Source organism: Sorangium sp. So ce381, from assembly GCF_051473845.1.
GTDB classification, from domain to species: Bacteria; Myxococcota_A; Polyangia; order Polyangiales; family Polyangiaceae; genus Sorangium; species Sorangium atrum.
In genome coordinates this window covers 5,570,869-5,596,373 of sequence record NZ_CP150336.1, presented here as the reverse complement: position 1 = coordinate 5,596,373, position 25,505 = coordinate 5,570,869, and the positions used below count along the sequence as shown (strand labels likewise).

General features: G+C 73.5%; 18 protein-coding genes. 8 read left to right on the top strand and 10 right to left on the bottom strand.

What is annotated here, in order from left to right:
• Positions 1-225 precede the first annotated feature (225 nt).
• Genes WMF29_RS21070 through WMF29_RS21060 form a run of 3 tightly spaced genes read left to right on the top strand, consistent with a single transcriptional unit; the run spans position 226 to position 5,125 of the window.
• Entirely contained in the window at positions 226-2,301 is a 2,076-nt protein-coding gene (locus WMF29_RS21070; protein WP_437330545.1) for a hypothetical protein, read from the top strand.
• An 8-nt stretch (positions 2,302-2,309) separates the two neighbouring features.
• Positions 2,310-3,296, top strand: coding sequence for a hypothetical protein (locus WMF29_RS21065; RefSeq protein ID WP_437330544.1), 987 nt, complete (start codon positions 2,310-2,312; stop codon positions 3,294-3,296).
• On the top strand, positions 3,293-5,125 hold the full coding sequence (locus WMF29_RS21060) for an ArnT family glycosyltransferase (protein WP_437330543.1): 1,833 nt from the start codon (positions 3,293-3,295) through the stop codon (positions 5,123-5,125). Before WMF29_RS21065 ends, WMF29_RS21060 begins: the two co-directional genes overlap by 4 nt.
• A 6-nt stretch (positions 5,126-5,131) precedes the next feature.
• Here WMF29_RS21060 and WMF29_RS21055 read toward each other — a convergent pair whose 3' ends face one another.
• The 4 genes from WMF29_RS21055 to WMF29_RS21040 form a co-directional block, all read right to left on the bottom strand.
• The gene (locus WMF29_RS21055; protein WP_437330542.1) at positions 5,132-6,595 is read right to left on the bottom strand and encodes a hypothetical protein; all 1,464 of its coding nucleotides are present in this window, start codon (positions 6,593-6,595) and stop codon (positions 5,132-5,134) included.
• A gap of 64 nt (positions 6,596-6,659) precedes the next feature.
• Positions 6,660-6,875: a hypothetical protein gene (locus WMF29_RS21050; RefSeq protein ID WP_437330541.1), complete on the bottom strand. Its 216-nt coding sequence runs from the start codon at positions 6,873-6,875 to the stop codon at positions 6,660-6,662.
• Between the two features lie 136 nt (positions 6,876-7,011).
• Positions 7,012-8,028 carry a tetratricopeptide repeat protein gene (locus WMF29_RS21045; RefSeq protein WP_437330540.1) on the bottom strand — a complete coding sequence of 339 codons (1,017 nt, stop codon included), beginning with the start codon at positions 8,026-8,028 and terminating at the stop codon, positions 7,012-7,014.
• Positions 8,029-8,296: 268 nt separating this feature from the next.
• Entirely contained in the window at positions 8,297-8,749 is a 453-nt protein-coding gene (locus WMF29_RS21040; protein WP_437330539.1) for a hypothetical protein, read from the bottom strand.
• Between the two features lie 183 nt (positions 8,750-8,932).
• Here WMF29_RS21040 and WMF29_RS21035 point away from each other — a divergent pair, with 183 nt between their 5' ends.
• The gene (locus tag WMF29_RS21035) at positions 8,933-9,265 is read left to right on the top strand and encodes a hypothetical protein (RefSeq protein WP_272099667.1); all 333 of its coding nucleotides are present in this window, start codon (positions 8,933-8,935) and stop codon (positions 9,263-9,265) included.
• 37 nt (positions 9,266-9,302) lie between these two features.
• Positions 9,303-9,446 (top strand): hypothetical protein, encoded by a 144-nt coding sequence (locus WMF29_RS21030; protein ID WP_437330538.1) that lies wholly within the window; start codon positions 9,303-9,305, stop codon positions 9,444-9,446.
• On the opposite strand, the gene moeB is transcribed toward WMF29_RS21030, so the two are convergent.
• Both moeB and WMF29_RS21020 read right to left on the bottom strand, forming a co-directional pair.
• Positions 9,419-10,582 (bottom strand): molybdopterin-synthase adenylyltransferase MoeB, encoded by a 1,164-nt coding sequence (moeB, locus tag WMF29_RS21025; protein ID WP_437330537.1) that lies wholly within the window; start codon positions 10,580-10,582, stop codon positions 9,419-9,421. The two genes, WMF29_RS21030 and moeB, sit on opposite strands and share 28 nt — an antisense overlap.
• A gap of 205 nt (positions 10,583-10,787) precedes the next feature.
• Entirely contained in the window at positions 10,788-12,338 is a 1,551-nt protein-coding gene (locus WMF29_RS21020; protein ID WP_437330536.1) for a hypothetical protein, read from the bottom strand.
• 96 nt (positions 12,339-12,434) lie between these two features.
• On the opposite strand from WMF29_RS21020, the gene WMF29_RS21015 reads away from it, so the two are divergent.
• Positions 12,435-13,145, top strand: coding sequence for a cob(I)yrinic acid a,c-diamide adenosyltransferase (locus tag WMF29_RS21015; RefSeq protein ID WP_437330535.1), 711 nt, complete (start codon positions 12,435-12,437; stop codon positions 13,143-13,145).
• 21 nt (positions 13,146-13,166) lie between these two features.
• Here WMF29_RS21015 and WMF29_RS21010 read toward each other — a convergent pair whose 3' ends face one another.
• From WMF29_RS21010 to WMF29_RS21000, 3 genes are all read right to left on the bottom strand, one after another.
• Positions 13,167-13,964 (bottom strand): CDP-alcohol phosphatidyltransferase family protein, encoded by a 798-nt coding sequence (locus WMF29_RS21010; protein ID WP_437330534.1) that lies wholly within the window; start codon positions 13,962-13,964, stop codon positions 13,167-13,169.
• Positions 13,965-14,208: 244 nt separating this feature from the next.
• Positions 14,209-15,375 (bottom strand): hypothetical protein, encoded by a 1,167-nt coding sequence (locus WMF29_RS21005; RefSeq protein WP_437330533.1) that lies wholly within the window; start codon positions 15,373-15,375, stop codon positions 14,209-14,211.
• Positions 15,376-15,730: 355 nt separating this feature from the next.
• A complete protein-coding gene (locus WMF29_RS21000; RefSeq protein WP_437330532.1) occupies positions 15,731-16,213 on the bottom strand; it encodes a MarR family winged helix-turn-helix transcriptional regulator in 483 nt (160 codons plus the stop codon).
• 263 nt (positions 16,214-16,476) lie between these two features.
• On the opposite strand from WMF29_RS21000, the gene WMF29_RS20995 reads away from it, so the two are divergent.
• Positions 16,477-19,215: a transglycosylase SLT domain-containing protein gene (locus tag WMF29_RS20995; RefSeq protein ID WP_437330531.1), complete on the top strand. Its 2,739-nt coding sequence runs from the start codon at positions 16,477-16,479 to the stop codon at positions 19,213-19,215.
• A gap of 196 nt (positions 19,216-19,411) precedes the next feature.
• A complete protein-coding gene (locus WMF29_RS20990; protein WP_437330530.1) occupies positions 19,412-20,785 on the top strand; it encodes a hypothetical protein in 1,374 nt (457 codons plus the stop codon).
• Between the two features lie 158 nt (positions 20,786-20,943).
• Here the strand turns inward: WMF29_RS20990 and WMF29_RS20985 are convergent, their stop codons facing one another.
• Positions 20,944-25,371: a protein kinase domain-containing protein gene (locus tag WMF29_RS20985; RefSeq protein ID WP_437330529.1), complete on the bottom strand. Its 4,428-nt coding sequence runs from the start codon at positions 25,369-25,371 to the stop codon at positions 20,944-20,946.
• Between the last annotated feature and the right edge of the window lie 134 nt (positions 25,372-25,505).

Here is a 25,505-nt window from a genome sequence, read left to right as displayed (position 1 = left end):
CGTTGATTAACGCTCCTTCCTGCCCGCGCGTAGAAACACCCCCTCTCCGGGCGTCCTTGATCTACGCTCCCGCGTGCCTGGCAGTCCGGCGGCCGATCGCGCGGGGAGGCGTTCTCGCGGCGCGACCAGGGCGCCGGGCGCTCTCGCGGCGCGCCTCCTCGCTCTCGCTGGCCTCCCGGCCGTCCCGCGCGCCTCGCAGGTCAAGGGCCCCTCGGAGCTCCAGCCATGAAGATCCCCCTCCCGATCCCGCCGTTCCGCCGCGCCGCGCTCACTGGGCTCGCCGGGCTCGCCGCCGTCGCCGCCTGCTCTGCTCCGCACCCCCCTCTGCCAGCCGAGCCGCCCCAGGCCGTTCCTCCTGCGCCCACACCCACCCAGGCCGCGCCCCAGGCCCCACGCTTCGATCAGATCCCCCGGCTCGAGTTCAACCGCATCGCCGTGGAGCTCGATCTCCCGCTGTTCTGGATCGCCGACCGCAACAGCTCGGGCGCCGTCGATCCCGACGAGGTCTCCGCCCTCTGGTATCACTCCCCGGCGCCGGCCTGGGTCGCCTCCGGGGCCTTCACCCCGGCGTTCACGTCGGCCTATGCCGCGATGACCAAGGTCAAGGCCGAGGGCCACCTGCGCGCTGGCCTCGACGAGGCCGAGGTGCGCCGCCGCGATGCCGTCCTCGCGGAGCTCGCGGCCGGCCGCCCCTCGCTCCTCCGGGCCGACCTCCGCGGCGCGTCGGCCGAGGACCGCGCCATCGTCGGCCACCTGCTCAAGGTGGCCGAGCTCATCGAGCAGATCCACGCGAAGCAGCTCGGCTCCGCCGGCATGGCCGACAAGATCCCGGCCGACGACCCCGCCAGCCGGGCGCTGTTCTGGCGCAACCAGGGGCCCTGGTGCCAGCAACCCAGGACGCGCGACGATCCGAACTGCAGCGCGCTGCCGAGCAGGCCGCCTCGCGTCACCGGCGTCTATCCGGCGCGCCTCCAGCAGGACAAGAAGTTCTGCGCCGCGCTCGAGGCGCGCCCGGATCAGAAGGCGCTGCTCTCCCCGTTCACCGTGGTGGTCGAGGAGCGCGGCGCCCTCAAGGCCGTGCCTTACAGCGAGGCCTACAAGCCCGAGATGGAGGCGGTGAGCCGGGAGCTCAAGGCGGCGGCCGAGGCGATCCAGAGCCCGAAGGAGGCCGCCTTTAAGGCGTACCTGCTCGCGGCGTCGCAGGCGTTCCTCGACAACCGCTGGGAGCTCGCGGACGAGCCGTGGGCGAAGATGAACGCCGAGAACTCGGCGTGGTACCTGCGCGTGGGGCCGGACGAGACCTACTGGGAGCCGTGCAGCCGCAAGGCGGGCTTCCACGTGAGCTTCGCGCGCATCAACCAGGAGTCGCTGACCTGGCAGAAGAAGCTCGATCCGGTGAAGTCCGACATGGAGGCGGCCTTCGCGAGCCTCGCGGGCGCGCCGTACAGGGCGCGCAAGGTCGCTTTCCACCTGCCCGACTTCATCGACATCCTCTTGAACGCCGGCGAGTCGCGCGCCCCGACCGGCGGGACGTCGGGGCAGAGCCTGCCGAACTGGGGGCCGGTCGCGACCGAAGGCCGCGGCCGCACCGTGGCCATGGTGAACCTCCTGCAGGACGACGACAGCCGCGCCGCGCTCCGGGAGGCCGCCGCGTCGCTCTTCTGCAAGACCACGATGGAGAGCGTGTCCCTAGAGGGCCCCGTGGCCGCGCTCGGGACGGTGCTGCACGAGGCGTCCCACAACCTGGGCCCGGCGCAGGGCTACAAGGTGCACGGCAAGACCGACGACGAGATCTTCGGCGGGCCGCTCGCCTCGATGCTCGAGGAGCTCAAGGCCCAGACCGGCGCGCTCTTCTTCACCGGCTGGCTCGCGCAGAAGGGCGTCCTCGACCCGGCGCTCGCCCGCATGTCCGAGGTGAGGGACGTGATCTGGGCGCTCGGGCAGGCGGGGCAGGGGATGTACACCGCAGGCGGCGAGGCGCGTCCTTACGGCCAGCTCGCCGCGATCCAGCTCGGCAGCCTGCTCGACGCGGGCGCGCTCGGCTTCTACCGCGGCGAGACCGCGGCGAACGGCGCGGACAAGGGGTGCTTCTCGATCCAGGCGGACAAGCTGCCCGCCGCGGCCGAGGCGCTCGCGAGGACGGTGCTCGGGATCAAGGCGCGCGGCGACAAGGCCGGCGCGCTGCGCCTGCGCGAGACCTACGTCGACAAGCCCGGCGCCTGGAAGGCGCTCCGCGGGGTGATCGAGGAGCGCATGCAGCGCATGCCGCTCGGCAGCGTCGTCTACGCGATCGAGCTGTAGGGCTCTCCGTGATCCCGGCGCAACCCCGCGAGACCACCTCGCCCGCGGGCGGAGCGCCGAGCGCGCGCGGCCGTCGCCGCGCCCTCGGCCTGATCGCCCTCCTCGGCCTGCCGGCGCTCGGCCTCGGAGAGCTCGTGGCGCACGTCTACTTCAGCGAAAGAGCTCCTGATTTCGACGCCTGGCGCGAGGTCGCGGCGCCCCTCGCGGCGATCAAGCAGCCCGGGGATCTCGTGGTCGTCGCGCCGGGATGGGCCGATCCGGCCGCGCGCCGCGCGCTCGGGGACGAGCTGATGCCGCTGCGCGACGCCGCCCGGCCCGACGAGAGCCGTTACGCGGCCGCGGTCGAGATCAGCGTCCTCGGCCAGCGCGCCGAGGAGCTCGCGGGCTTCCGCGAGGAGGCGCTGCAGGAGCGCGGCCCCTTCGTGCTCCGGCGCCTCGTGAACCCGTCGCCCGCGCGCATCGTCTACGACTTCGTCGACAACGTCGCGCCGGCGTCGGCCGACGTGCGGGTCACGGAGCCTCCGGCCGCGTGCCGCTGGAACGCGCGCGCGCGCATCGCCGCCGGCGGGCTCGGCGGGAACCCGACGTTCCCCGCCGAGCGCTTCGAGTGCCCCGGTGGCCCGTTCTTCAACGTGGGCGTCACGGTGATCGCGGACGAGGAGTTCCGCCCTCGCCGGTGCATCTGGTCGCACCCGCCGAGGGACGGCGAGATCGTCACGCGCTTCCGCGGCGTCCCGCTCGGCTCGGTGATCCGAGGGCACGCGGGCATGTACTGGATGATCGAGCGGGAGCGGCGCGGCGCGCCGGTCACGCTGTCCGTGCGCGTGAACGGCGAGGCCGTGGGCGAGGCGACGCACGCCGACGGCGACGGGTGGGCGGCGTTCGAGTTCCCGCTCGGCGCCCACGCGGGCGCGGCCGAGGCCGAGGTGGAGTTCGCCGTGAGATCCGCCGACTACACGCACCGCCACTACTGCTTCGAGGCGGACACCCGATGAAGCGCTCGGCGCCCCTCGCGCCCGCCGACGGCCTGATCGCGCTCGCGTTCGCGGCGGCGTACGTCGCCCTGCTGCTCGCGACCGCGGGCGATCTCGGCTACGCGCGCGACGAGGGCTTCTACTTCTTCGCCGCGAACCGCTACGGAGCGTGGTTCCAGGCGCTCCTCGACGCGCCGCGCGCGGCGCTCGATCCGCAGATCGTCGACGCCGCGTGGTCGGTGAACCACGAGCACCCCGGCCTCATCAAGTCGCTCTTCGCGCTCTCCAACCTCGTCCTGCAGAAGCGGCTCGGGCTCTTCGCCCTGGAGGGCACGAGCTACCGGTTCCCCGCGATGGTCCTGTCGGGCGTCGGGGTGGCGCTCGTGTACCTCTGGGGCACCCAGGCGCGCGATCGGCTCGCCGGCGCGTCCGCGGCCGCGCTCTTCGCGATGCTGCCGCGGTACTTCTACCAGGCGCACCTCGCCTGCTTCGACGCGCCGATCGTCACCGTCTGGGCCCTGTGCGCGTACGCCTACTGGCGCTCGCTGCGGGACGGCGGCGCGCTGTGGCCCGTGCTCACCGGGGTCGCGTTCGGCCTCGCGCTCGACACGAAGCACAACTCCTGGTTCTTGCCGATCGTCTGCGTCTCGCACGCCGTCGGCATGGAGGTCAGGGACCGGATCGTCGCGCGCGCCAGCGCGGCGGGGGCGGCGCCCGCGGCCGCCGCGGCCTCGCCTGCGCGGGCCGGAGGCGCCCGGCGACCTCTCGCCGCGCTCGCCGCGATGGCGACGATCGGCCCCCTCGTATTCTACGCGCTCTGGCCGTGGATCTGGCGCGACACGCTGCCGCGCCTCCGCGAGTACGCGTCGTTTCACCTGAACCACGAGTACTACAACATGGAGTTCCTCGGCCGGAACTACTGGACGCCCCCGATGCCAAGGGCCTACGCGCCCGTGATGACGGCGGCGACGGTCCCCCTCGTGACCCTGTGCCTCTTCGCCGCGGGGCTCTGCGCGGCAGCGCGCGAGCGCCTCCTCCATCCGCTCGCGTGCGCGGCGGCGCGGCTCGCCCCGGAAGGCGGGAGGCTCGCGCGCGCCGCAGAGCGGGCGCTCGCCGCGCGGCTCCGTCCGCCCGCGGACGACCCCGGCGGCACGGCGCTCCTCTGGTTCCTCGCCATCGCGGCTGTGTACGGCGCCTGGCTCTCGTCGAGCACGCCGATCTTCGGCGGCACGAAGCACTGGATGACGGCCTACCCGTTCATCGCCCTGTTCGCCGGCGCCGCGTTCTCCGCGGCCGTGCGGCGCGCTCGCGTCGGTCTACGCGCGCTGCTGCTCGTCCGGCGCGGCTCCGGCGCGCGGGCCGGCGTCGCCACGCGCGCGGCCGCGCTCGCGCGCGGCCCGCTGGTCCCGGCGCTGCTCGGGGCGGCGGTGGTCGCGGCGCCCATCGCCGAGACGCTGCACGCGCACCCGTGGGCGCTCTCGAGCTACACGCCGCTGGTCGGCGGCGCGCCCGGCGCGGCGAACCTCGGGCTGAACCGCACCTTCTGGGGGTACACAACGGGCGCGGTCGTCGCGTACCTCAACGAGCACGTCCCACCCCGAGGGACTGTGTACATCCACGACACCGCCGGCCCGGCGTGGGAGATGCTGCTGCGCGACGGGCGCCTGCGAAAGGACATCCGCGGCGTGGGGGCGGTCGCGGGCGCGGACTTCGCCCTCTACCACCACGAGAAGCACATGCTGGGGCAGGCGTACCAGGCGTGGGTCGCGTTCGGGACCACGAGCCCGGATCACATCGCCGGGCCCGACGGCGTGCCGGTGATCCTCGTCTACCGCAACCGCGCCCGCTGAGCGCGATCAGCGCTTCTTCGCCGCGGCCTTCTTGGCGGGTGCCTTCGCGGCCTTCTTGGCGGGCGCCTTCGCGGCCTTCTTGGCGGGCGCCTTCGCCGCCGCCTTCTTCACCGAGGCCGGCGCCGCGGTCTTCCCGGTCGCCGCCTTCTCTGCCGGCGCGCTCGCCTTCTTGGTCGCGGCCGCCGGCTTCTTCGCCGGCTCCTTCTTCGCGCCTCGGACCGCCACGGCCCTGGGCTTGCTCGCCGCGGGCTGCTCCACCGCCGGCTCGGCCGGCTTGCGGGGCTTCTCACGCGGAGCGGCCTTCCTGGAGGGCGCCTCCTCCTCGTCGAGATCCTCGTCCTCTTCCTCGTCGAGGTCTTCGTCCTCGTCGTCCGCGTCCTCGTCGAGATCTTCGCCCTCTTCCTCGAGGTCCTCGTCCTCCTCGTCGAGGTCCTCGTCCTCCTCGTCGAGGTCTTCGTCGTCGAGGTCTTCGTCCTCTTCCTCCACCGCCACCGCCACCGGAGCAGGCTCGCGGCGTCGCGACGGCGGGACGTCGTTGCCCGGCGGAGCGGCGGCCGGCTTCCCGGCGACGTCGAGCTCGTCGAGCGGGTCGCCGAGCACCACCGCGATCTCGCGCTTGAAGTCGGTCATGTGGCTGTCGACCTCGAGCGCATCCTGCTCGGACAGCGGCGTGAGCTTGAGCTTGAGGACGCGGTCGCCCGCGAGCTCCCACGACGCGGCGCAGCCGCCCTCGCGCAGCATCTTCGAGGCGATGGAGTCGATCCGCTGGCGCAGACCGCCGCGCGCTCCGGCCTCGATCTTGCGCTGCAGCTCGAAGCGGCGCTCCAGCATCGGGAGCGTCACGACCTTCGCCTCGACGAGGTCGGAGAGCTCATCGGCCACCGCCTCCTCGATCTCGAGCCGCGCGTCGGGATCGCTGCTCTCGAGCGAGAACGTCGCCTCGCGGAGCTCGGCGTCGTAGCCCGTCAGCTTGCCGCCGGCGCTCTGGGCCGCGCGCGTCAGCGATTCGCGCAGCACCTGCGCCGGCGCGCGCTTGCCGACCGTCGAGGCGACGTAGCCGAGCATGTCCAGGCGCACGTGCACCGGGCCGTCGTCCTCGAGGCCGATCTCTGGCCGCGGCCCGAGCAGCGCGTCGCGCATCACGCGGAAGACATCCCGCTTGATCACGTTGTCCTCGGTGAAGATGTCCTCGACGTGCTCGGACTCCATCAACGTGCTCGTGAGGCTCGCCACGAGCTCCTCGACCTGGTCGTCGATCTCGTCGGTGCCGAACGTGGTCGTGGGCTCTCCGTCGACGAGGGCCCACGGCTCGAGCCGGGGCGTGATGGCCGCGATGTCCGCAGCCATCTTGTCCTCCAGCTCGCGCGCGAGCGCCGTCGCGCCGCCCCTGGCCACGAGGATGTGCCCGTGCGCCTTCAACGCGTCAACGATGCTCGTGGAAAGTCGGCGGGAGAGATTGCGCTCGTTCACGAGGCGCGCAGCTTACACGGTTTGCGCGGCCTGGCGATATTTGAAGACCGCGGATCGGCCGTGCTCAGGGGTCGTTCTCGATCACCTTGATCAGCACGCCGCCGATGCGGTCCGGGATGACCGCGCGCGCTGCGTCGGCTCCTCCGGACCGGATGCTGACGCGGACGATGAAGCCGACCCCGTCCTCCCGCTCGACGCCGATGCCGACACACCACGGCTCGCCGCCGATCTTGGCCTTGAGCTCGTCCTTGGCCCGCCGGGCCGATCCCACGTCGCTCATCTCGTTCACCTCTCCTGAATCGGAGCGCGCTGCAGCAACCTCTCGCGCTCACTCGCTGGTTCCGACCGCCAAGACCTGCCACGTCGCGGGCGCGTCGGCGACGCCCGCGCCGCTCGCCCCGAGCTCACCGCCCGCCTCAGAGGTGCCTGCGCGCGATCTCGGCCCACGTGCCGGTCGGCTCGATCTCGAGGTACCTGCGCCAGCACGGGCGCGCCTTCGTCGGATCGCCGATCTGCTCGTAGGCCATCGCGAGGTTGTAATAGGCGTCCGCGAAGCGCGGATCGCTCTCGATCGCTCCCCGGAAATAGCGGATGGCCTCCGCCGCCTGGCCGCGCTCGAGCATCACGTAGCCGAGGTTGTACTGCGCCTCCGGCTGGGCCGCGTCGAGATCGAGCGCCTTCATGTAGAGCGCCTCGGCCTGCTCCTCGGCGTTGCGCCGGAAGCAGATATTCCCGAGGTTCGTGTAGGCGATGGCCAGCCACGGGTCGATCTCGAGCGCGCGACGGTAGAGCGCCTCGGCCTCGTCCATCGTCGCCGGATCCTCATCGAGCTGGCTGGCCTGCATGTAGAGCTCGTAGGCCGTGCGCGCGCGCTCCCGGCCCACCTTCGGGCGGAGCACGCGCACGACGTCGTCGCGCAGCTCCTTCACCTCGAAGTCGAGCACCATCTGCCCCGTGAGCGGCTCGAACGCGCCCGACGCGCCCCTGACCACGACCGCCTTGCCGTCGAAGGCGACGCGGAGCTCGGCGAGGGGGCGCGTCACCTTGGGGAGCGCGGTCCGGATGTTCTCGATCGCCCGCGCGACGTCGCGCAGGCGCACCTTGCGGGCGATCAGGTCGCGCGCGGCGCGCAGCGCGATCAGGTCCGAGAACGTGTACGCGCGCCGCCCACGCCGCCGACCGCTCGGCGCCGCGATGCCGGCGCGATCGAGCGAGCGCAGCCGCCCGGGCGAGATGCCGAGCAGCCGCGCGACCTCGGTGCCGGTGAACATGTCGGTGACCGGCTCGCGGGCGCCCGGCGCAGGGAGCGGCGCCTCCGTCGCGCCCGCCCGCGGCGCAGGCGGGGGCTGCGACACCCGCCCGCCACCAGGGCCGAACACGACGTGGATCACCTTGTCGGAATTTCCGGAGGCGGAACGATCCTTCTTGCTCATCGCAGCGTCACCGGCTCCGCGTCGACGATCGGCGGGGGGCAGAGCGCGTCGTGGGGAGCGTACCCCGCCTCGAGCCGGATTGCTCCCGTTCTCCACGTCGACACGCGCGTCAAGGGGGCACGGCGCGCGGTCGCGCTCACGGTCTCCGCTGACACGGTCGACACGCTCGATCCCGTGGAGCGCGAGCCTGCAGCGGAGGGCGTCGTGCGGCGCGCTCGCGAGGGACGCGCGCCGCCGAGCGGTCGTCGGGAAGGTCCTTGCATCGCCATCACGCGCGCGCCGTCCTGTCCGTCGTTATCAGCACGCGCGCCGTGACGTCCACGGTCAGCGCGAACGAGACCGCCGTCGCGCGTTGCGCGAGGCCGCAGCGGATCTCGGCCTGCATCGGCCCGAGCGGGCCCCCCGCGCGCGCGGCCGCCTCTCGGTGCGCCACGCGGAGCGCGCGCAGCCGGAGGTGGGGGTCGAGCGCGAGCGCCCGATCGAGCAGCGCCGCCAGCGGCGCGTCCGACGGCAGCGCGACGTGCAGGCTGGTCGACCCATAGTAGACGAGCGCGCCCCCCTCGTCGCGGGTGCTGCCCTCGCTCAGCACGTCGGCGCTGTCGAACAGCGCGTGGAGGCGCCCCGTCGAGCAGGTCACGAGCTCGATGTGCCTCCGCTGGAGGAGCGGGGGACGCTGGACCTTCGCCAGACCGGGACCGGGTAGACGCTCGCTGCGCGACATGGCGATCGCGATCGTGGCACCGCCGCGCGCCGCGTCCCAAAAGCGCGCGGAGATTCGCACAAAGTTGCTGCGGCGCCTGGTTTCGTGCGGGACGCCGGGAGCCGCGCGGCCGCGACGAATTTGGCCACGCGCGGCGCGCCTTGCCACGATGCGCGCCGCGCCGAAGGGCGCGAAGGAGCGAGCATGGACTACACCGGCAAGGAGCGCCGCAAGCACCGGGTCTTCATCACCCGCAACACGGAGTATCACGTCCGCGACGACATCTGCGTCGCGGTCCGCGATCGGGCCGCGCGCAAGTTCAGGCCGGCCCACCTCGCGCTGCACCTGAAGCTCCAGGGCGCGGTTCGGATCAACGCGAACGGCGTCGTGATCCCGGAGCCGCAGAACGCGCGCATCGGCTCCCCCATCTATTTCACCCAGATGGATCAGGACGGAATGGAGCGGCAGATCGTCACGAGCCGCGTGGAGTCGATCGAGCGGCCCGAGAAGGCCACGGTTCTCCAGTACCCCTCGTGACACGGCTGAGCGCCCCCGCCGTACGGCGCGGGCGCTCGTGGTCGTCGTCGTGGACGTGGTCGTCGTCGTGGACGTGGTCGTGGTCGTCGTCGTGGACGAGCGCCCCGCATCGCGGGCGCTCGTCGTCGAGCGCGCCGCGCCTGGCGTGTCCGCTCAGCCGAGCGTGCAGAAGCCTTCGTAGTCGATGTAGCTCGTGATGGTCGGCGACTCGCCGCAGACGGGGCAGCTCTTGTCGCGGCGCAGCTTGAGCTCGCCGAACTTCATCCGCAGCGAGTCGTAGGTGAGGAGCCGGCCGATGAGGGGCGTCCCCTTGCCGAGGATCAGCTTCACCGCCTCGGTCGCCTGGATGATGCCGATGATCCCCGGCAGGATCCCGAGCACGCCCGCTTCCTGGCAGCTCGGCGCGAGGTGGGGGGGCGGCGGCTCGGGGTAGAGGCACCGGTAGCAGGGGCCGACGCCCGGCATGAACGTCGTCACCTGGCCCTCGAAGCGGAAGATCGAGCCGTGCACGACCGGCTTCTTCTTGAAGACCGAGGCGTCGTTCACGAGGTAGCGCGTCGGGAAATTGTCGCAGCCGTCGACGATGATGTCGAACTGCTCGAAGATGCGGTCGACGTTGCCGCTGTCGACGCGCTCCTGGAACTTCACGACCTTCACGTCGGGGTTGAGGTCGCGGATCGCCGTCTCGGCGCTGTCGACCTTGGGCATGCCGACCCGCGAGGTCGCGTGGAGGATCTGCCGCTGGAGGTTCGAGTTGTCGACGACGTCGGCGTCGACGAGGCCGAGCGTCCCCACGCCGGCGGCGGCCAGGTACAGGGCCGCCGGGCTGCCGAGGCCGCCGGCGCCCAGCAGGAGCACCTTGGAGGCGAGCAGCTTGGCCTGCCCCGCCTCGCCGACCTCGGGCAGGAGCAGGTGCCGGGAGTACCGATCCCGCTGCGCGTCCGTGAGGTTGGGCGGCATCTCGACCGGGTACGCCATGTCCTTCCAGCGGGAGAAGCCCGGGTTGGCGCTCTCCACGTTGGTGTAACCGAGCTCCTGGAGCGTCTTCGCGGCGAGCGCCGAGCGCGTGCCGCCGGCGCAATAGGCCACGATGTGGGCCGACTTGTCCGGCAGCCTCTGCTCCACCTGCATCTCAAGGAACGCGCGCGGGATCGAGAGCGCGCCCGGGATGAAGCCGGCGCGGTACTCCTCCTTCTCACGCACATCCAGGAGCACCATCGGGACCTTGTCGTCGAGGCGGCGCTTGAGCTCAGTCAGCGAGAGCTCGCGGATGGACTTGCGGACGTCGGAGATGAGGTCGCTATAGGTCGTGGGCATCGTGGCTCCTCAGGGATGCAGAGACTTAGGTGCCCGGCGCTACGAGTCAACGACGGACGGCCGGCGGTCGATAATTGTGGCCACGCGGGCAGAGCGATCGCTGCGCGCGTCGGCAGAGGCGAGGCGCGGCGGCTCGGTCTGCCGGTGCGGTGCGGCCAGCCGCTCGGCGGCGGCCGGAGGGCCGGAGGGGCTCGCGAGCGCGGCGCTAGCGGCTGCGGGGCAAGAGCTCGGGCCGCGATCGGAGCGAGGCGAGGGGCTCCTCCTTCTGCATGCTCCCCTCGCACTGGATGAGCGCGACGCGGCCTGCGGGCGGCACGTCGATGATCGTCGCCGGCTCGTTCTCCGACTTGCAGAGCGCGAGCACCTTGGTGCCCGGGGCGAGGCGCCCGCTGCGGAGCTGCTTGCGCGGCAGCTTGATCTCGGCGTCGTCGGCGAGCCGCCGGACGGTGATGTCGGCCCCCTGGACGTCGCTCACCACACCGAGCTCGAGCGTCGGCTGCTTCTCCCGGAGCGGGCCCCACACGCGCTCGCCCTTCAGCTGGTCGTTCGGCGGCAGCCAGTCGACGGTCGGCTCCCGGGCGAGGCGCGCCAGCGGCACCCACCCGATCGCGACGTCGAACGCCGCCGTGACCACCGCCGTGCCGGGGTCGACCGCGGTCACCAGCGCGAGGTCCTTGGTCTGGCCGATGACCCATACGGGGGTCGAGGGCGGGAGGCTGCGCTTCGGCTCGCCGTCGCTGTCCGACGCAGGCGACGCCTCGACGGTGCCGTGAGACCAGCGCTGTTCCGGCTTCTTCATGGGCTTCATCCCGACCTTCCGCGCCTCGACCCACGCCGCGAGGGCGGCGCGCTTCCGCGCGAGCGGCTCGGGCAGCGCGCCGCTCCCTGGCAGCTCGGCCCCGTCGGGCGCGAGCGCCTCCCAGCGCAGGAGCGCGATGGTCGCGTCGAGCTGCCCGAGCGCCGCCTCTGCGTTCTGGGAGCCGAGCGCTCTGCCGGCGAGCTCGGCCAGCCGTGGCCCCGCGGCCGCGCGGACCCGCCCGAGGATCGCGCTCCCTTGCTCCTCGGAGACGTCTCCCCGCTTGACGGCGGCGTCGAGCTTCTCGACCACGCTCGCCCAGCGTCCGGCCGAGACGTCCGCCTCGACCTGGCCATAGAGGACCTCGGCGATGGTGGCGTCGAGCTCCGCCGTGAGCCGGTCCGTGGCGGCGTCGCCGAGGACCGTCCTCGTCGGCGGGGCCGCGAGGAACGCGCGCGCCTCGGCGAGCTTGCCGGCGATGGTCGCGTCGTCGACCTTTCTGCTCGCGCACGCCGCGGCCTGCGACGCCACGAGCCGCCGGACCTCGTGGGTGAACGCCTCGCTCTTCAGCTCGTCGATCCGCGCCGACAGCTTGTCGAACGCGGCTTCGCACTCCTTCTGGTCGAGCAGCTCGGCGGCGTCGTTGGCCCAGTCCTTCGCCTCGCGTCTGTCGACCTTCTCGCGCAGCTCGCCGATCTGGTACCGGTGCGAGTCGACGCCGAGCCCGCTCGCCTTGTCGAGCAGCCCGCGCGCCTCGGCGTACCGCTTGTCGGACAGCGCGCGGCTCGCCTCGTCGACGCGGCGCTGGCTCTCCGCGATGCGCGCCATCTCCGCCGTGACGGCGGGCTGCGGCGCCGGTCGCGCGGCGGGCTCGGCGGCGCAGCCCGCCGCGACGGGGATCGCGGCGAGGACGAGGACGAGGGAGAGGGGATGACGGAGCAGCGGCCCTGCTGAGCGCATAGGACAGGACTGTTCCACTTCCTCCGGAGGAACGTCAACATCGCCTCCGGCGGCGTTTCTTGACCCTCGTGCGACGACGCCTTACGTGAGCTCCCCGTGAGCGACGACGATACGCGCAGGACGGGTGACCACGAGCCTGCTGCCCGGGAGAGCAGCGGATCGCGCGTCTTCAAGGAGCCGAAGATCACGATCAACCGCGTCTACACGCGGCAGGGGGACGGCGGGCTGACCCGGCTCGTCGGCGGGCAGCTCGTCCCGAAGGACGACGCGCGGATCGAGACCTACGGCACCGTCGACGAGCTCAACGCGCTCGTCGGCGCCGCGCGGCAGACGTTGATCGAGCTGCTCCCGGGGGCGCCGGGCGAGGGCGCCCAGCGCCTCGTGGAGCTCGGGCACACGCTGCTCCGCGTCCAGCACGAGCTCTTCAACCTCGGGTCGATCCTCGCGACGCTCCCGGAGGACGTCCACCCGAAGCAGCCGCGCGTGACGCAGGCCGAGATCGATCTCCTCGAGGCCGAGATGGACCGCTGCCAGGCCGAGCTGCCGCCGCTGCGCTCGTTCGTCCTCCCCGGCGGCTCGCGGCTCAACACCGACCTCCACGTCGCGCGGACGGTGTGCCGCCGGGCGGAGCGCTGCTGCGTGCGCCTCGCCCAGGCTGGCCACGCCGATCCGCACGCGGTCCGCTACCTGAACCGCCTGAGCGACGCGCTCTTCGTCTGGAGCCGCTGGGCGGCCGCGCTCCTCGGCACGCCGGAGCTCCTCTGGGAGCCCGACGCCTCGGCGAGCGGCAAGGCGCCGCCGGCCTGAGCCGCGCCGCCCTGGTCGGCATCACAGCGGCGCGCTCGTGGCCTTTCCGCTGCGGAGCAGGCGCGGGTGCTCTCCACCGGAGCGCGCGGTCGTCCTCGGCCCAGGCAGCGCCGCCGCGTCGGCCGCCGCGAGGGCGGCGCGCGTGCGCTGCACGAGCCGCAGGCCCGCGGCGAGGCCGACGACCGCCACGAGGGCGAGGCAGCCGAGCGTGATCGGGAAGGGGAGGGCGCCGGTCAGCCGCATGGCCGGCACGGCCGGGCCGAAGACGAGCGCCGCGACGAGGTAGGCGAGCCGCTCGTGCCGGCGCATCAGCCCGTCGGGCAGCGAGATCCGGTAGGCGTCGGCCTTGGCGCGCGCGTAGCTCACGAGCGACGACGCGACCATCGCGACGAGCGGGATCGCGAGCGCCGCGGGGTGCTCCCTGTAGAAGACGGCGAGGCCGATGAGCGGCGCGGCGTCGGACAGGCGGTCGAGGCACGAGTCGAGCACCGCCCCGGCGCGCGACGCCCTGCCGCCTTCGCGCGCCACCATGCCGTCGAGCGCGTCGAGGACGGCGCCGGCGATGAGCAGCGCCGCGCCGGACCGGAAGCGGCCGGCCGCGAGCAGCGGCGCGCAGGCGAGCGACAGGCCGAGCGAGAGGTAGGTGAGCGCGTCCGGCGAGACGCCGAGGCGAACGAGCGCGCGCGCGGGGGCGTGGAAGGACCAGTAGAAGGCCTCGACCACCGGCCTGGGGAGCAGCGCGCTCCCTGGAGACGCGCCGAGCCGCGGCATCGCGGGTCGGCCGTGGCGCGCGACGCGCACGGCGTAGGCGCCGAGCACGGCTGTGCAGATTAGGATCGCAACGGCGCAGGGGAGGACGGCCACACCGAGGGCGGTTGCAGGGTTCGATCCGGGCCGCGTCAGGCGACGCGGGCGCCTCGCCGCGGCCGATCGAGCTGCGCTGCGTCGAGCGATGACCTCGCGCCGTCGCGGGCGGCCAGGCCGCGTCCCCGCGCGCCGCCGTGCGCGCGGCGCGGGATGCGATGAACCGTCGCGGAGGACCGCGCCGCGCGGGCGCGACGAGCTACGGGCAGCTGGCGCGCGAGAGCCGGATGCCCTGGTCTTGCTCCGTGTAGGCGATTCCGAGCTCCTGGCCTGTCCAGGCCAGCGCCGGGTACCGGGCGGTCGCGCCGCCGCTCGCCTCGATCTCGCCGCCCATGGGCTCGAGATCCCGGCTCAGCAGCGTGACGAAGACGCCCGGGGGGCCGTCGCGGAACTGGTAGTACGCGACGGCGAGGCCGTGCCCTGTCCACGCGAGCGCCGGCCAGTTGGCGCTGCCTTCGCCCCGCGAGACGATGACCTCGGGCGATACCTCGTCCTGCGCGGAGATCCGGAGCGCGCGGATCTGCTCCGTGCCGCTGCGGGTGTCCTCCCAGACGAGGAAGGCGTCGTCCCCGCCGAGCACGACGCGCGGCAGCTTCGCGGTGACGCCCTGGTGCGCGATCGGATCGAGCGGAGCGCTCTCCTGGCCCGGCCTGGCGAAGTCGAGCGCGTCGCCCTGGGTCCAGACCACCGCGGTCTTCTCGCCGTCCGAGGCGACGGCCGGAAATTGCGCCTGATCCAGCGGCACCGAGCTGCTCAGCGCGCCGCTGTCGAGGTGGCCGAGCTGCGACCCGCCCGCGTCCATCCACGCGACGAGCGTCCCGTCCTGGCTCGCCGCCGCGGTGGGCCAGGACTCGGCCGCTCCGCTCCTGGCCAGATCGAAGGCCGCGCCTTCGGCCACGCCTTCCAGCGTCGCGCGGCGGCCGCGCACGACGCTGCCCGCGCCGTCCTGATCCTGCCAGAGGACGAGCAGGCCCTGCCCGTCGCGGTGAACGCTCGGGTGGCTGGAGACGCCCGGCCCGTCATCGATCACCTCCTCCCGCAGCTTGTTGCCCTCCCCGTCGACCATGGCGAGGTGGATGTCGCCCTCGTCGGCCGCGCGCTCCTGCCAGGCGATGGCGAAGCCCGCCCCGGTCCACGCGATCGAGGGCGTGATCCCGCGGCCGCTGCTCACCTTCAGCCCCGCGGCCGTGATCGTGCAGGCTGCGGCCTGGCTGCCGGTCCCGCCGCCCCCCGCGGCGTGCCCGCCGCCTCCCCCTGCGTGCTCGCCGCCCCCCGACTCTGCTTTTCCGACTCGTTCTTCGGAGCCGCAGCCCCACGCCGCGGCGAGGATCGCCGCGCTGATGGAGCCAAGAACCCAGTGCCTCATTGTTCCCCCGTCGTGGTGATGGAAGGCGCTCGACGCCGCGCGCGCCGCGCGGAGATCGCGCCGAATGCCTCGATTCACGGGTCCGGCGCGGCGACATCCTCTGTCACGGAGACGGCGAGGAGCGGATCGCCGTGCGGGACGACCGCCGTTTCTCCGTTCGATGTCCGGAGGGGCTGCGGGTCGCGGTCCAGCCCTGCGCTTCGCGCGGATCACACCCGCGCGCCGAGCTTCGGGGCGCGAAGCGCCGTTCGCTCGGCGCGCGGCGGCTCCAGCGCCGTGCGCGCCTGCAGGCATTCTCCGACCGGCGCTGCCCTCGCTGGATCGCGCGCCGCGCGCGCCGATCCGACCAGCGCCGCTACTCGTCGTCCTGCTGCGGTTGCAGCGCCTCGGCGACGGCCGCGAGCACGTCCTGCGCGGCGTCGAGCTTGCGCCGCGGCACCGACTTCAGCGCCTGTCGCACGGCCGCCTCCACCGTGCCGGTGCGGAGGCTGTCGAGCTCGCGCCCGCGCGCGGTGAGGCCCAGGAGCGCGCGGCGCCCGTCCTTCGGGTCGACCCGGCGCTCGATGATGCCGCGCTCTTGCAGCCGCTTGAGCACGCCCGTGAGGGTGCTCGGGTGCAGCTGCATGATCTCGGCGAGCTGCCCGGCGGAGATCCCGGGGTAGCGGCCGACGATGCGGATGACGAGCCGCTGCGGGCCCGTCACGCCCATCTTCGACTCCATGCGCTTCGACGTCGACTGCAGGCCGTGATCGACGGCCCACAGGAGCTTCATGAAGTCGAGCACCTCGCCCAGCCGAGAGCTCTTCTCTGAAGGGGGGCCGGCTTGAGACGAGCGCATCGCTGACGCTTGCTAGCTCGCCCGGACGCGGGCGGCTAGTGCTGGTCGCAGCGAGGGCCGTCGGCCCCGGGCGCGCGCGGGGCGCGGCGCCGGGGCAGATCGCCGAGAATATCGAGCGGGAAGATCGCAGGAAGCCGCGGATCGCCGCGGGCGCGCCGGCACGGACCGGGAAGGGCGACGATGTCGAGCTACCCACAGCGCCGTCGTTGTCTCCGCGCTTTGCCGTAGCGCCGGCGGGCGGTTTCGGAGCAAGATCCACGTCGATGAGCTGGGCACGGCGAGCCGCTCTGTGGACCGGGCTCGGCGCGCTGCTCTGCATCTCGGGCGCGGCCGTCGGCCAGGCGCCGTCGGTGCGCGCGTCCTTCTCGGCGGCGTACCGCGCCTTCCGCGATCCCAGCCTGCTCGACCGCGCGCCCGCCCTCGCGGCGACGGCCGACGCCTGCCCTCCGCCCGCTGGCGACGCGCCGCCCGCCCTCACGGCGCTCCTCGTGCACGAGTTCCAGCCCGCGGCGGACGAGGATCTCGAGGACCCCGAGGGCGCGGTGCTGGCCACGCTGGCGATGCCGGACCTCGACGTGCCCCTCACGCGCCGCGCGATGCGGTTCGTCCGCTTCTTCGCGCAGTCCGAGGAGGGGCGCGCCCTCTTCCTGCGCCGCTTCCGGCGCGCCGGCGCGTACCGCGAGATCATCGAGCGCTCGCTCCGCGAGGCGGGCCTCCCGGAGGATCTGCTCTGGGTCGCGGCGATCGAGAGCGGCTTCGACCCGCGGGCGGTCTCGCCGGCCGGCGCGGCGGGGCTCTGGCAGTTCATGCCGAGGACGGGCGAGGCCTACGGGCTCGAGCAGTCCGAGTGGATCGACGCCCGCATGGGCATCACGCGGGCCACGGACGCCGCGACCGCGCACCTGCGCGACCTGTACGAGCGCTTCGGCCGCTGGGACCTCGCGCTGGCGGCGTACAACCTCGGTCACGAGGGCGTCCTCCGCGCGCTGTCGAAGGTCGCGGCGACGCGCGATCCCGAGGCCCGCGGGCCCATCGGGCTCGCGGAGCTCTCGCAGGCCGGCGCCATCCCCAAGGAGACCGCGGACTACGTGCCGCAGATCATGGCCTTCGCGATCGTCGCGGCGAACCGCGGGCGCTTCGGGCTGGATCTGCCCGACGTCGCGCCGCTCCCGCCGCTCGACCTCGGCGAGGTCGCGGTGCCGCCGGGGACGCGGCTCCGCACGATCGCGCGCGCCGCGGGCATCTCGACGGCCGTGCTGCGCGAGCACAACCCCGAGCTCCTGCGCGACCGTGTCCCGCCCGGCCGCGTCGACCACCTGATCTCGCTGCCCGCCGAGCGCGTCGCGCGCGCGATGGCCCTCTTTCCCGCCTACCTCGACCACGAGGAGCTCGACGAGGACGAGGGCGACGGCGCGGCGAGCGCCGGGCTGCCGCAGCGCGCCGCGATGGGCGAGCTCGCGCTGGACGGCGCGTCGCTGCCGCCCCGCCCCGTGTCGCTCGGCCGGAACCGGCTCCCCCTCTTCACCCCGCCCGGCCAGGCGCCGGCGCCCATGCCGCTCCTCGGCAACCCGGAGGCGCTCGACGCGAGGCTCCCGATCGTGATGATCGGCGGCGGCGTCGGCTTTCGCCCTGCCTTCGAGGACGACCCGCTCGGCGTCCGGAGCGGGCGCCTCGCCTCGACGTCGCCCTTCGACGACGTCGGAGGCCCGAGCGCGCGCCGCGCCCTCAAGGGGCGCGAGGCGGCGATCGAGAAGCAGATCGGGCTCCTCGCGGGGCGAGGCCAGGAGCAGGTGCAGCGCTTCCGCCTCCCGAACGGCATCGCGGTCGACCTGCGCGAAGACCCCGCGGCGCCGCTCGTCTCGATCAGCGCGGCGGTCGCCGTCCCGGTGCGGTCCGCGAGCGACGCCGGCGCGGCGGGGCCCGCGCTTGCCAGCGAGGCGCGCGTCGCGATCACCGTGCCTCCGCGGGATCTCGACGTCGGCATCGATCTGGTCGCCGCGCGGCTCAGGATGCTGCTCGGCGAGGCGAGCGACGCGCGCGTGGCCGAGCTCAGGCGGCAGGCCAGCGCGGCCTCGCGGCGCGCGCTCGAGCGGGCGCCGTACGGCCCCTCGTGGCTGGCGCTCGGGGACGCGCTGTTCCCCGCCGGCCACCCGCTGGAGGGCACCTTGATAGGGGCGCGCGGCGACGCAGGCGCGGCGAGCGAGCTCCTGCTCGCCGAGTCGCTCCGGCGCGAGCGCGCCGCGGCCCAGGCGACGATCTCGCTCTCGGGCGACGTCTCTCGCGCGGCGGTCGAGCAGGCGCTCGCGCGCTCGCTCCAGCGCGCCGTCGAGGAGCCGGAGCGGCCCATCGGGCCGCATCCGCGCGAGGAGCGGATCGTCATCGACGACGCGGTGCCGGCGCCGCGGCTGCTCTATGGCTGGATCGCGCCGCCGGAGGGAGGCACGGACGAGGCGCCGCTCCGGGTGGCGATGGAGATCCTCGTCGGCCCGCGCGTCGCGCGGCTCGCGAAGGCCCTCGTGACGGAGGGGCAGCTCGCGTCGGAGGTGACGGGGCGCCTGTCGCTCGGCGCGCAGGCGAGCGTCGCCGCCATCGAGCTCACCCCTGCGCCGTCGCGGAGCGCCGCCGAGCTGGAGCAGCGCCTCGACGCCGAGCTCGCGTCGCTCGCGGCGTCCGGGCCCACCTGGAAGGAGCTGGCCCTCGCGAAGGCCTTGCTCAAGCTGGATCTCGAGAGAGAGCTCACGCGGCGCGCCACGGTCGCGCCGCCGCCCGCGTCCCCTCGGCCGATCACGGACCTGCGGCTGCGCGCTGCGCTCGACCCAGGCAGCCTGCCGAGGCTGCTCCGCGCGCTCGAGGAGGTCGAGCCGGCCGACGTCCGCGCCGTCGTCGCGCGGACCTTCGGCCGAGAGCGTCGGGTGAGCGTCACGACCTGGCCTCGCGGCGGAAGCGCCGTGGCGACGGCGGCCTCTTCAGCGCCCCCGCCGCCCGCTCCTCCGCAGCCCTGAGGCCGCTGGGCCTGTTCAATCGGCCGAACGCGGCCGAGCATGCCCGAGCATGCCCGAACGTGGTTAAACGCCGCTGAACATGCCGCCATGTGACCGGAATCACAATTTCAGCATCCCGTGTGCCAGCCGGCCTTTTTCACCATGAACTTATGGACAGGTATGGACAGCTGGTAGTGATCGGAGATAGCACGGGAGAATGACGACCCCTGTGAAGCCGCTGATGGCTGCGGTACCGGCGAGCGAGCACTCCGGCCATTTCCAGGATGGTGTCTATCGGCCTTCCCTCTCGTCGCCCGCGGAGGCGCCGGCGCTCCGGGTGACGCGAAGCGGCGTCGTGGAGCGCCCGGCGCGGACCACCGCGAGGACGCACTCCGGCGTGCGGTTCTCGGAGGTGTCCGAGCTGCCTTCGCTGCTCGACCATGTGCCTGCGGTCATCGGGCTGGAGCGGCAGCCGGTGCTGCGCAACCTGCTCATCACCCAGTGCTACTACGAGATCTCCGCGGAGCTCGTGAAGCTGCTCGGCGGACGCAACGCCCACTGGTGCACCTTCGCCACGTGGGCCTCGAAGACGGCCGGGCGTTTCATCCGCAACGAGGAGGTGCCGGCGGTGCTCCGGGAGCTGATCCTCTCGGACGAGGACGAGCGGGAGGTGATCTCGCAGCGCGCCGGCATCACGACGGGGCGCGGCAGGGGCGAGTCCGAGCGCGCTCCGCTCGTCAGCGGCGTCAACCTGCTCACGCCCTGGTGGGGTCATGGACTCGATCTGATGGAGATCCCAGAGCGGATCTTGCGCGAGCTGAGCTCGGACATCGCCCTCGGCAATCTCAAGGTCTTCGAGGAGCTCGGACCCCTGTTCGTCCGCATGATCCAGGTCTATCGAGAGTGCCCGCGGCCCGGCGACGCGCAGCTCGCCGCCCTGCTCGACGGGCTGCAGACAGGGGAGTCTCGGGAGGGCGGACAGGGGCTGCTCCGCAGCGCCGTGGCGCGCTACCACGAGGCGATGCTCACGGAGGACACGGACCGGAAAGCGGAGCTGATCCTCCTCGCCAACGCGCTCGTCGGGCTGCACGAGCAGGTGCGGCTCCAGCCGTACATCGCGCGGGCGCTCAACGCGCCCGTCCGCTGCGTGCGCGACTCGGTCGGCGTCCCCGGACGGCTCCTGCCCGAGGCGCTGAGGTCCGTCATCCGGGAGCAGGCCGAGAAGGTGCAGACGCTCTGGCGCCTGCTGGCCACGAAGGAAATGATGACCATGCGCCTGCCGGACGAGCTCCTGGATCTCGGCCACGACCTGCCCGCGCCGCCCGGCTTGCCGCTCCACTGCGCCGAGCTCGCGACCATCGAGGATCGCGAGCTCCTCGAGCTCCTGAGCGAGTACGACGCGCACGACCAGACGACCTACGGCTGCGGCGCAGAGGACTGGGCGTCGCTGCCCGAGCGCATGGGCTACATCCTCGAGCTGTTCCGCTCACGGCAGTCCTGCTCGCGGCTCCTCGAGCGGCCCTTCAGCCGCGAGCAGCACGCCGAGATCGTCGCCTGGCGGGTGCCGATGCCCAGTCACGGCGCGCTCTAGAGCGGCGCTCACCCGCTTCGGATACGGGCCCATCTCGTCGTTTTCGGTGCTCAGCGCACAGGAGTGCGCTTCCGCGCCGAAAACGCCGATCTGGACCCGTCTCCTGTGCGGGAGACCGCCGCTCTGCGTCGGGTGTACCGGAGGGGGTGGGGACCGCTCTAGGGGAGCGCCGCGCGGCGCTCGGAGAGGCGCGTCAGAAGGCCGAGCGCGCCCTGACCCTCCGCGATCTCGCGCCCGCGCCGGAAGGCCGCCTCGGCCCGATCTCGCGCCTCCGCGGCCGTCGGCGCGCCGCGCGCGAGGGCGATCTCGCCCTCGAGCCGATAGAGCTCTGGCTCGAAGTAGCGCTCGTCGCTCTTCTCGACGAAGGCCCGCGTGTCGGCGAGCAGCGCGCTGGCCTCGTCGACGTTGCCCGCGCCGAGCTCCGCCTCGATGAGCGCTGACCGCCAGTAGGTGAGCGACACGCGGCTGCCGACGCCCGTCAGCATCGCCAGGCCTCCGCGGATGCGCGCGGCGCCCTCCGCGTAGCGCGCGCGCGCCGCCTCGCCGGCCGGGCCTTCGGCAGCGCGCGCCGCCGTCGCCCAGCCGAGGTCGATCTGGCTGAGCGCCGCCCAGTGGGGCATGCCCACCTCCTCGGAGAGCTTGCTGAGCGCGTGCGCGTGCGCCTCCGCGCCCGCGAGATCGCCGAGCAGGCAGCACAGCACGGCCGCGAAGTGCTCGACGAAGCCGCGGCTCACGGGCTGGTTCAGCTCCTCGCACAGCGCGATCGCCTCGTCGACCGAGGCCCTGGCGCGCTCCGGCTCGCCGAGGTGGAACGCGATCCAGGCGAGGTGGGACAGGGAGAACGCCGCGGCGTCCTGGCCGAAGAGGAAGGCGAGCGGGAGGTGACGCGCGGGATCGTAGAGCGCGAGCACCTTGTTGAAGTGCTCGCGGGCCTCGCGGAGGTGCCCGCGGAGGAAGCGCGTCGCGCCGAGCGCCTGGTGGGCGCCCAGCGTGATGCCGGCGTCGCCCGTGCTCTCGGCGAGCGCGAGCAGCTGCTCGCCGTGCTGCTCCGCCAGCGCGTAGTCGCCGCGGACGTGGAAGAAGATCCAGAGCCCCCAGAGCGCGGGGAAGAGCTGCGGCGAGGAGCCCGCCTCGCGGCAGAGCGCGTGCGCGCGCGCGTACGTCGCCTCGACCTCCGGGGCGGCGTAGCCGCGCGTGATCATCAGCGGAACGCCGAGCGTGGTCTGCAGCGTGATCTCGTGGCGCGTCCGCTCGTTGGTCTCCGGCAGCTGCTTGAGGAGCTCGAGCCCGCGGCTGAGCTGGCTGATCGCCTCGGCGTGCGCCGACGAGAACAGCGAGGCCTCGCCAGCGCGCTGCCACGCCGCGACGGCGGGGCCGATCAGCGCGGCCTCGGTGTAGTGCCGCGCGAGCAGCTCGGGCGGCGTATCCGTGGTGCGCTCGGCGAGGACGGCGGCGATGCGCGCGTGGTACACCTGCCGGGTGCTGCGGAGCAGCGACTGGTAGGCGGCGTCCTGCACCAGCGCGTGCTTGAACGTGTACGTCGAGCGCGGGGGGCGCCCCCGCTGGAAGAGCAGCTCGGCGTCGACGAGCTGCGCGAGCGCCTCGCGCAGCGCCTCGGGGCTCGACGCCATGAGCAGCGGCTCGGCGCCCGCGCTGCCCGCCGCGCACTGCTCGAGCGCCTCGTAGCCGAACGATCGGCCGAACACCGCGCCGAGCTGCGCGACCTCCTTGGCAGGGCCCAGGCGATCGAGGCGCGACATCAGCGAGTGCTGGAGGGTGGTCGGGATCTCGAGCGCGCCCACCCCCGGGCGCGCGGCGCTCGGCGCGCCGGTCGACTCCCCTGCGGCGGCCTGCGCGGCGGCCGACTCGACCACCATGCGCGTGAGCTCCTCGGCGAACAGCGGGACGCCGTCGCTGCGCTCGGCGAGCGTCCGGATCACCTCGTCCGGCAGCGACGCCTTCATGCCCGGCGCGCCGCTCGTCGCGTACGCGCCGGCCAGCTGCTGGACGAGCGCCCGCATCCGCTCGGCGTTGAGCGGGGCGAGGTAGATCTGGGTGAAGTGCGAACGCACCGGCCACGGCGGCGCGAACGTCGGGCGCGCGGTCAGGAGCAGCAGCAGCGGAGACGGCCGCCCCTCGTCGATGAGCCGGCCGAGCAGCTCCAGGGTCGACGGGTCGGCCCAGTGCAGGTCCTCGGCCGTGAGCACGAGCGGCTGCCGATCGGCGAGCCCGAGGAAGAGCTGCAGGAGCGAGGAGATGGTCTCCTGCCGCTGGCGCTGCGGGGTGAGCGCCGGCACGGGGTGGCGTCCCTCGGTCGGGATCGACAGCAGCGCGGCGAGCAGCGGGACGGCGAGCGGCCCCGCCTCCGCCTCGGCGAGCAGCTTCTCCAGCCGCGCGAGCCGGTCTTCGCGCGGCTCGATCCCTGCGCCGCGCTCCGTCGACGGCGCGGCGCCGCTCAGCGTGCTCGCGCGCTCGCGATCGCCCGCGAGCAGCGCATTGAGCAGCTCGATCACCGGATAGAAGGCGCTGTTCTGGAGCTGCGGCGAGCAGCGCGCCTCGAGCCACAGGTGCGGCGTCCCGGCCAGCCGGTCGCGGAACGCGCGCACGCTCCGCGACTTGCCGATCCCCGCCTCGCCCGTCATCAGCACGACCTGCCCCGCGCCCCCCGCGGCCCGCGTCCACCGGGCGGCGATCTCGTCGAGCTCGCTGTCTCTCCCGACGAGCGGCGTGAGCCCGTGCTGCATCCTCGCGTCCAGCCGGTCCCGCGCGGTCGTGCGCCCGTGCACCGCGAAGACATCGATCGGCTGGCGCGCCTCCTTCGGGCTGATCTCGCCGAGCGCGTCCACGTGGTAATAGCCCTCGACGAGCTTCAGCGTCGCGCGGCTCACGAGCACCGTGCCCGGCTCCGCGTGGGCTTTCAGCTGCGTCGCGGCGTTCAAGGTCGGGCCTGCGAGCGAGGGCGCGGCGTCGCTGTCCGCCACGACGACGATCCCTGTGTGCACGCCGACCTGCACGGACAGCGGCATGGACACGAGCTCGCGCGCGTTCAGGCGGGACATCTGCTCGACCAGATCGAGCGCCGCCTGCACGGCGCGGAGGGCGTCGTCCTCCCTCGCGACGGGGTGGCCGAAATACGCGATCGTCTCCTCGCCTGGAGAGCGGAGGAAGACCCCCTCGTGCGCCCCGATCACCTGGGCGCACACCGCCTGATACATCTGGACGAGCTCGTGGAACGCCTCGCTGTCGACCGTGTCCGCGATGCGCTCGGCGCCGGCGAGCCCGCAGACCAGCACGGTGAGCTGGCGGCGCTCGCCGCGCCCGCTGGTGGACATCGGCCGCGTCCCGGGCGCGACGCTGGGGCGGGAGGTGAAGCTCGTCGCCGGCGCCGTCTGCGGGCTCCCGGAGGCGCCCAGGTGGATCGACGCGTTGCGGATCGGCATCGCCGGCGCCGCGGCGGGCGCGAGGTTGCGGCCTGGGATCGCGAGCGTCGGCGCGGCGCCGAGCCGCTCGTCCTGCCGCTGCTGCTCGGGGGATTTGCGCACCGTGCCCGGCGGCGGCTCGATCTGCTCGGAGGGCACGAGCTGGGTCTCCTGCTCGGCCTCGACGTGTCGCGCCGGTCGCGTCACGATCGCCCGCTGCTCCAGGGCGCCGCCGCGCTCCTTCTGCGAGGCGGCGTGGCCGGGATCGGGCGGCAGCGGCCACGGGATCTCCGACACGTCGCACTCGTCCAGCAGCTCGTAGGCTTCGCGGGCGGACCGGAAGCGGTGCGCCGGCGACTTGGCGGTCGCCTGCTCGAGCAGCGCGCCGAGGGGGTGGCCGCGGAGCGCGCGGGGGATCGGCACCGGCTCGGGGCTCAGCTGGCGGAAGATGACCTCCGCGACCGTCGCCTCGTGCATCACGGGCGCGCCGATCAGGCACTCAAGAAAGGTGAGCCCCCATGCATAGATGTCCGCCGCTGTGGTCGGGGTGGACTGCACGAGCTGCTCCGGGGCCATGTAGGCCGGGGTCCCGTTGAACTCCCCGGTGGGGGTGAGCGCGCGGTAGTCGGCGGACCGGGCCTCGCCGATGAGCGCGGCGATGCCGAAATCCAGCACCTTGGCGTGTGTCCGCTTGCCCGACCCGGCGACCATGATGTTGTGCGGCTTGAGGTCGCGGTGCACGACGCCGCGCTCGTGGGCGAAGCCGATGGCGTCGAGCACCTGCAGCATCAGCCGCTTGGCCTCGGTCGGCTCGACCCCCCTCGTGCGCTGGCAGCGCGCGGTCAGCGTCTCGCCGTCGACGTACTCGAGCGCAAGGTAGAGCTCGCCATCGGGCAGGCGCCCGGCGTCGAGCAGGCGAACGATGTTCGGGTGGCTCAGCTGGGCGATGACCTGCATCTCCCGCTCGAAGCGCGCTTCCTGGGAGCTCGACTCGCGCGAGCGCCGCAGCACCTCGGGCCGCAGCAGCTTGAGCGCCACGCGCTGGGTGGTCACGATCTGGCGCGCATCGTAGACGACGCTATGGCCGCCGCTCCCGAGGTGGCCGAGCACCTGATACCGGCCGTCCACCAGCGCGCCGACCTCGAGCAATCCATCGCGAGCGGGCATCCCCTGATCTCTTACCGCCGAACGCTGCCGGAGTGGATCGTGAACGCCGCTGCCGGACCAGGTTGATCGCTCGCGGCGCCTCGAGGCGGGCTGAAGCGACGCGAGGCAGGCGGGCCCGCCGGGTGTCGGGTCGA

Coding starts and splice junctions, on each gene's coding strand:
- WMF29_RS21060 (WP_437330543.1), top strand. CDS start 3,293: ATGAAGCGCTCGGCGCCCCTCGCGCCCGCCGACGGCCTGATCGCGCTC.
- WMF29_RS21040 (WP_437330539.1), bottom strand. CDS start 8,749: ATGTCGCGCAGCGAGCGTCTACCCGGTCCCGGTCTGGCGAAGGTCCAG.
- WMF29_RS21050 (WP_437330541.1), bottom strand. CDS start 6,875: ATGAGCGACGTGGGATCGGCCCGGCGGGCCAAGGACGAGCTCAAGGCC.
- WMF29_RS20995 (WP_437330531.1), top strand. CDS start 16,477: ATGAGCTGGGCACGGCGAGCCGCTCTGTGGACCGGGCTCGGCGCGCTG.
- WMF29_RS21005 (WP_437330533.1), bottom strand. CDS start 15,375: ATGAGGCACTGGGTTCTTGGCTCCATCAGCGCGGCGATCCTCGCCGCG.
- WMF29_RS21035 (WP_272099667.1), top strand. CDS start 8,933: ATGGACTACACCGGCAAGGAGCGCCGCAAGCACCGGGTCTTCATCACC.
- WMF29_RS21020 (WP_437330536.1), bottom strand. CDS start 12,338: ATGCGCTCAGCAGGGCCGCTGCTCCGTCATCCCCTCTCCCTCGTCCTC.
- WMF29_RS21070 (WP_437330545.1), top strand. CDS start 226: ATGAAGATCCCCCTCCCGATCCCGCCGTTCCGCCGCGCCGCGCTCACT.
- WMF29_RS20990 (WP_437330530.1), top strand. CDS start 19,412: ATGACGACCCCTGTGAAGCCGCTGATGGCTGCGGTACCGGCGAGCGAG.
- moeB (WP_437330537.1), bottom strand. CDS start 10,582: ATGCCCACGACCTATAGCGACCTCATCTCCGACGTCCGCAAGTCCATC.
- WMF29_RS21000 (WP_437330532.1), bottom strand. CDS start 16,213: ATGCGCTCGTCTCAAGCCGGCCCCCCTTCAGAGAAGAGCTCTCGGCTG.
- WMF29_RS20985 (WP_437330529.1), bottom strand. CDS start 25,371: ATGCCCGCTCGCGATGGATTGCTCGAGGTCGGCGCGCTGGTGGACGGC.
- WMF29_RS21045 (WP_437330540.1), bottom strand. CDS start 8,028: ATGAGCAAGAAGGATCGTTCCGCCTCCGGAAATTCCGACAAGGTGATC.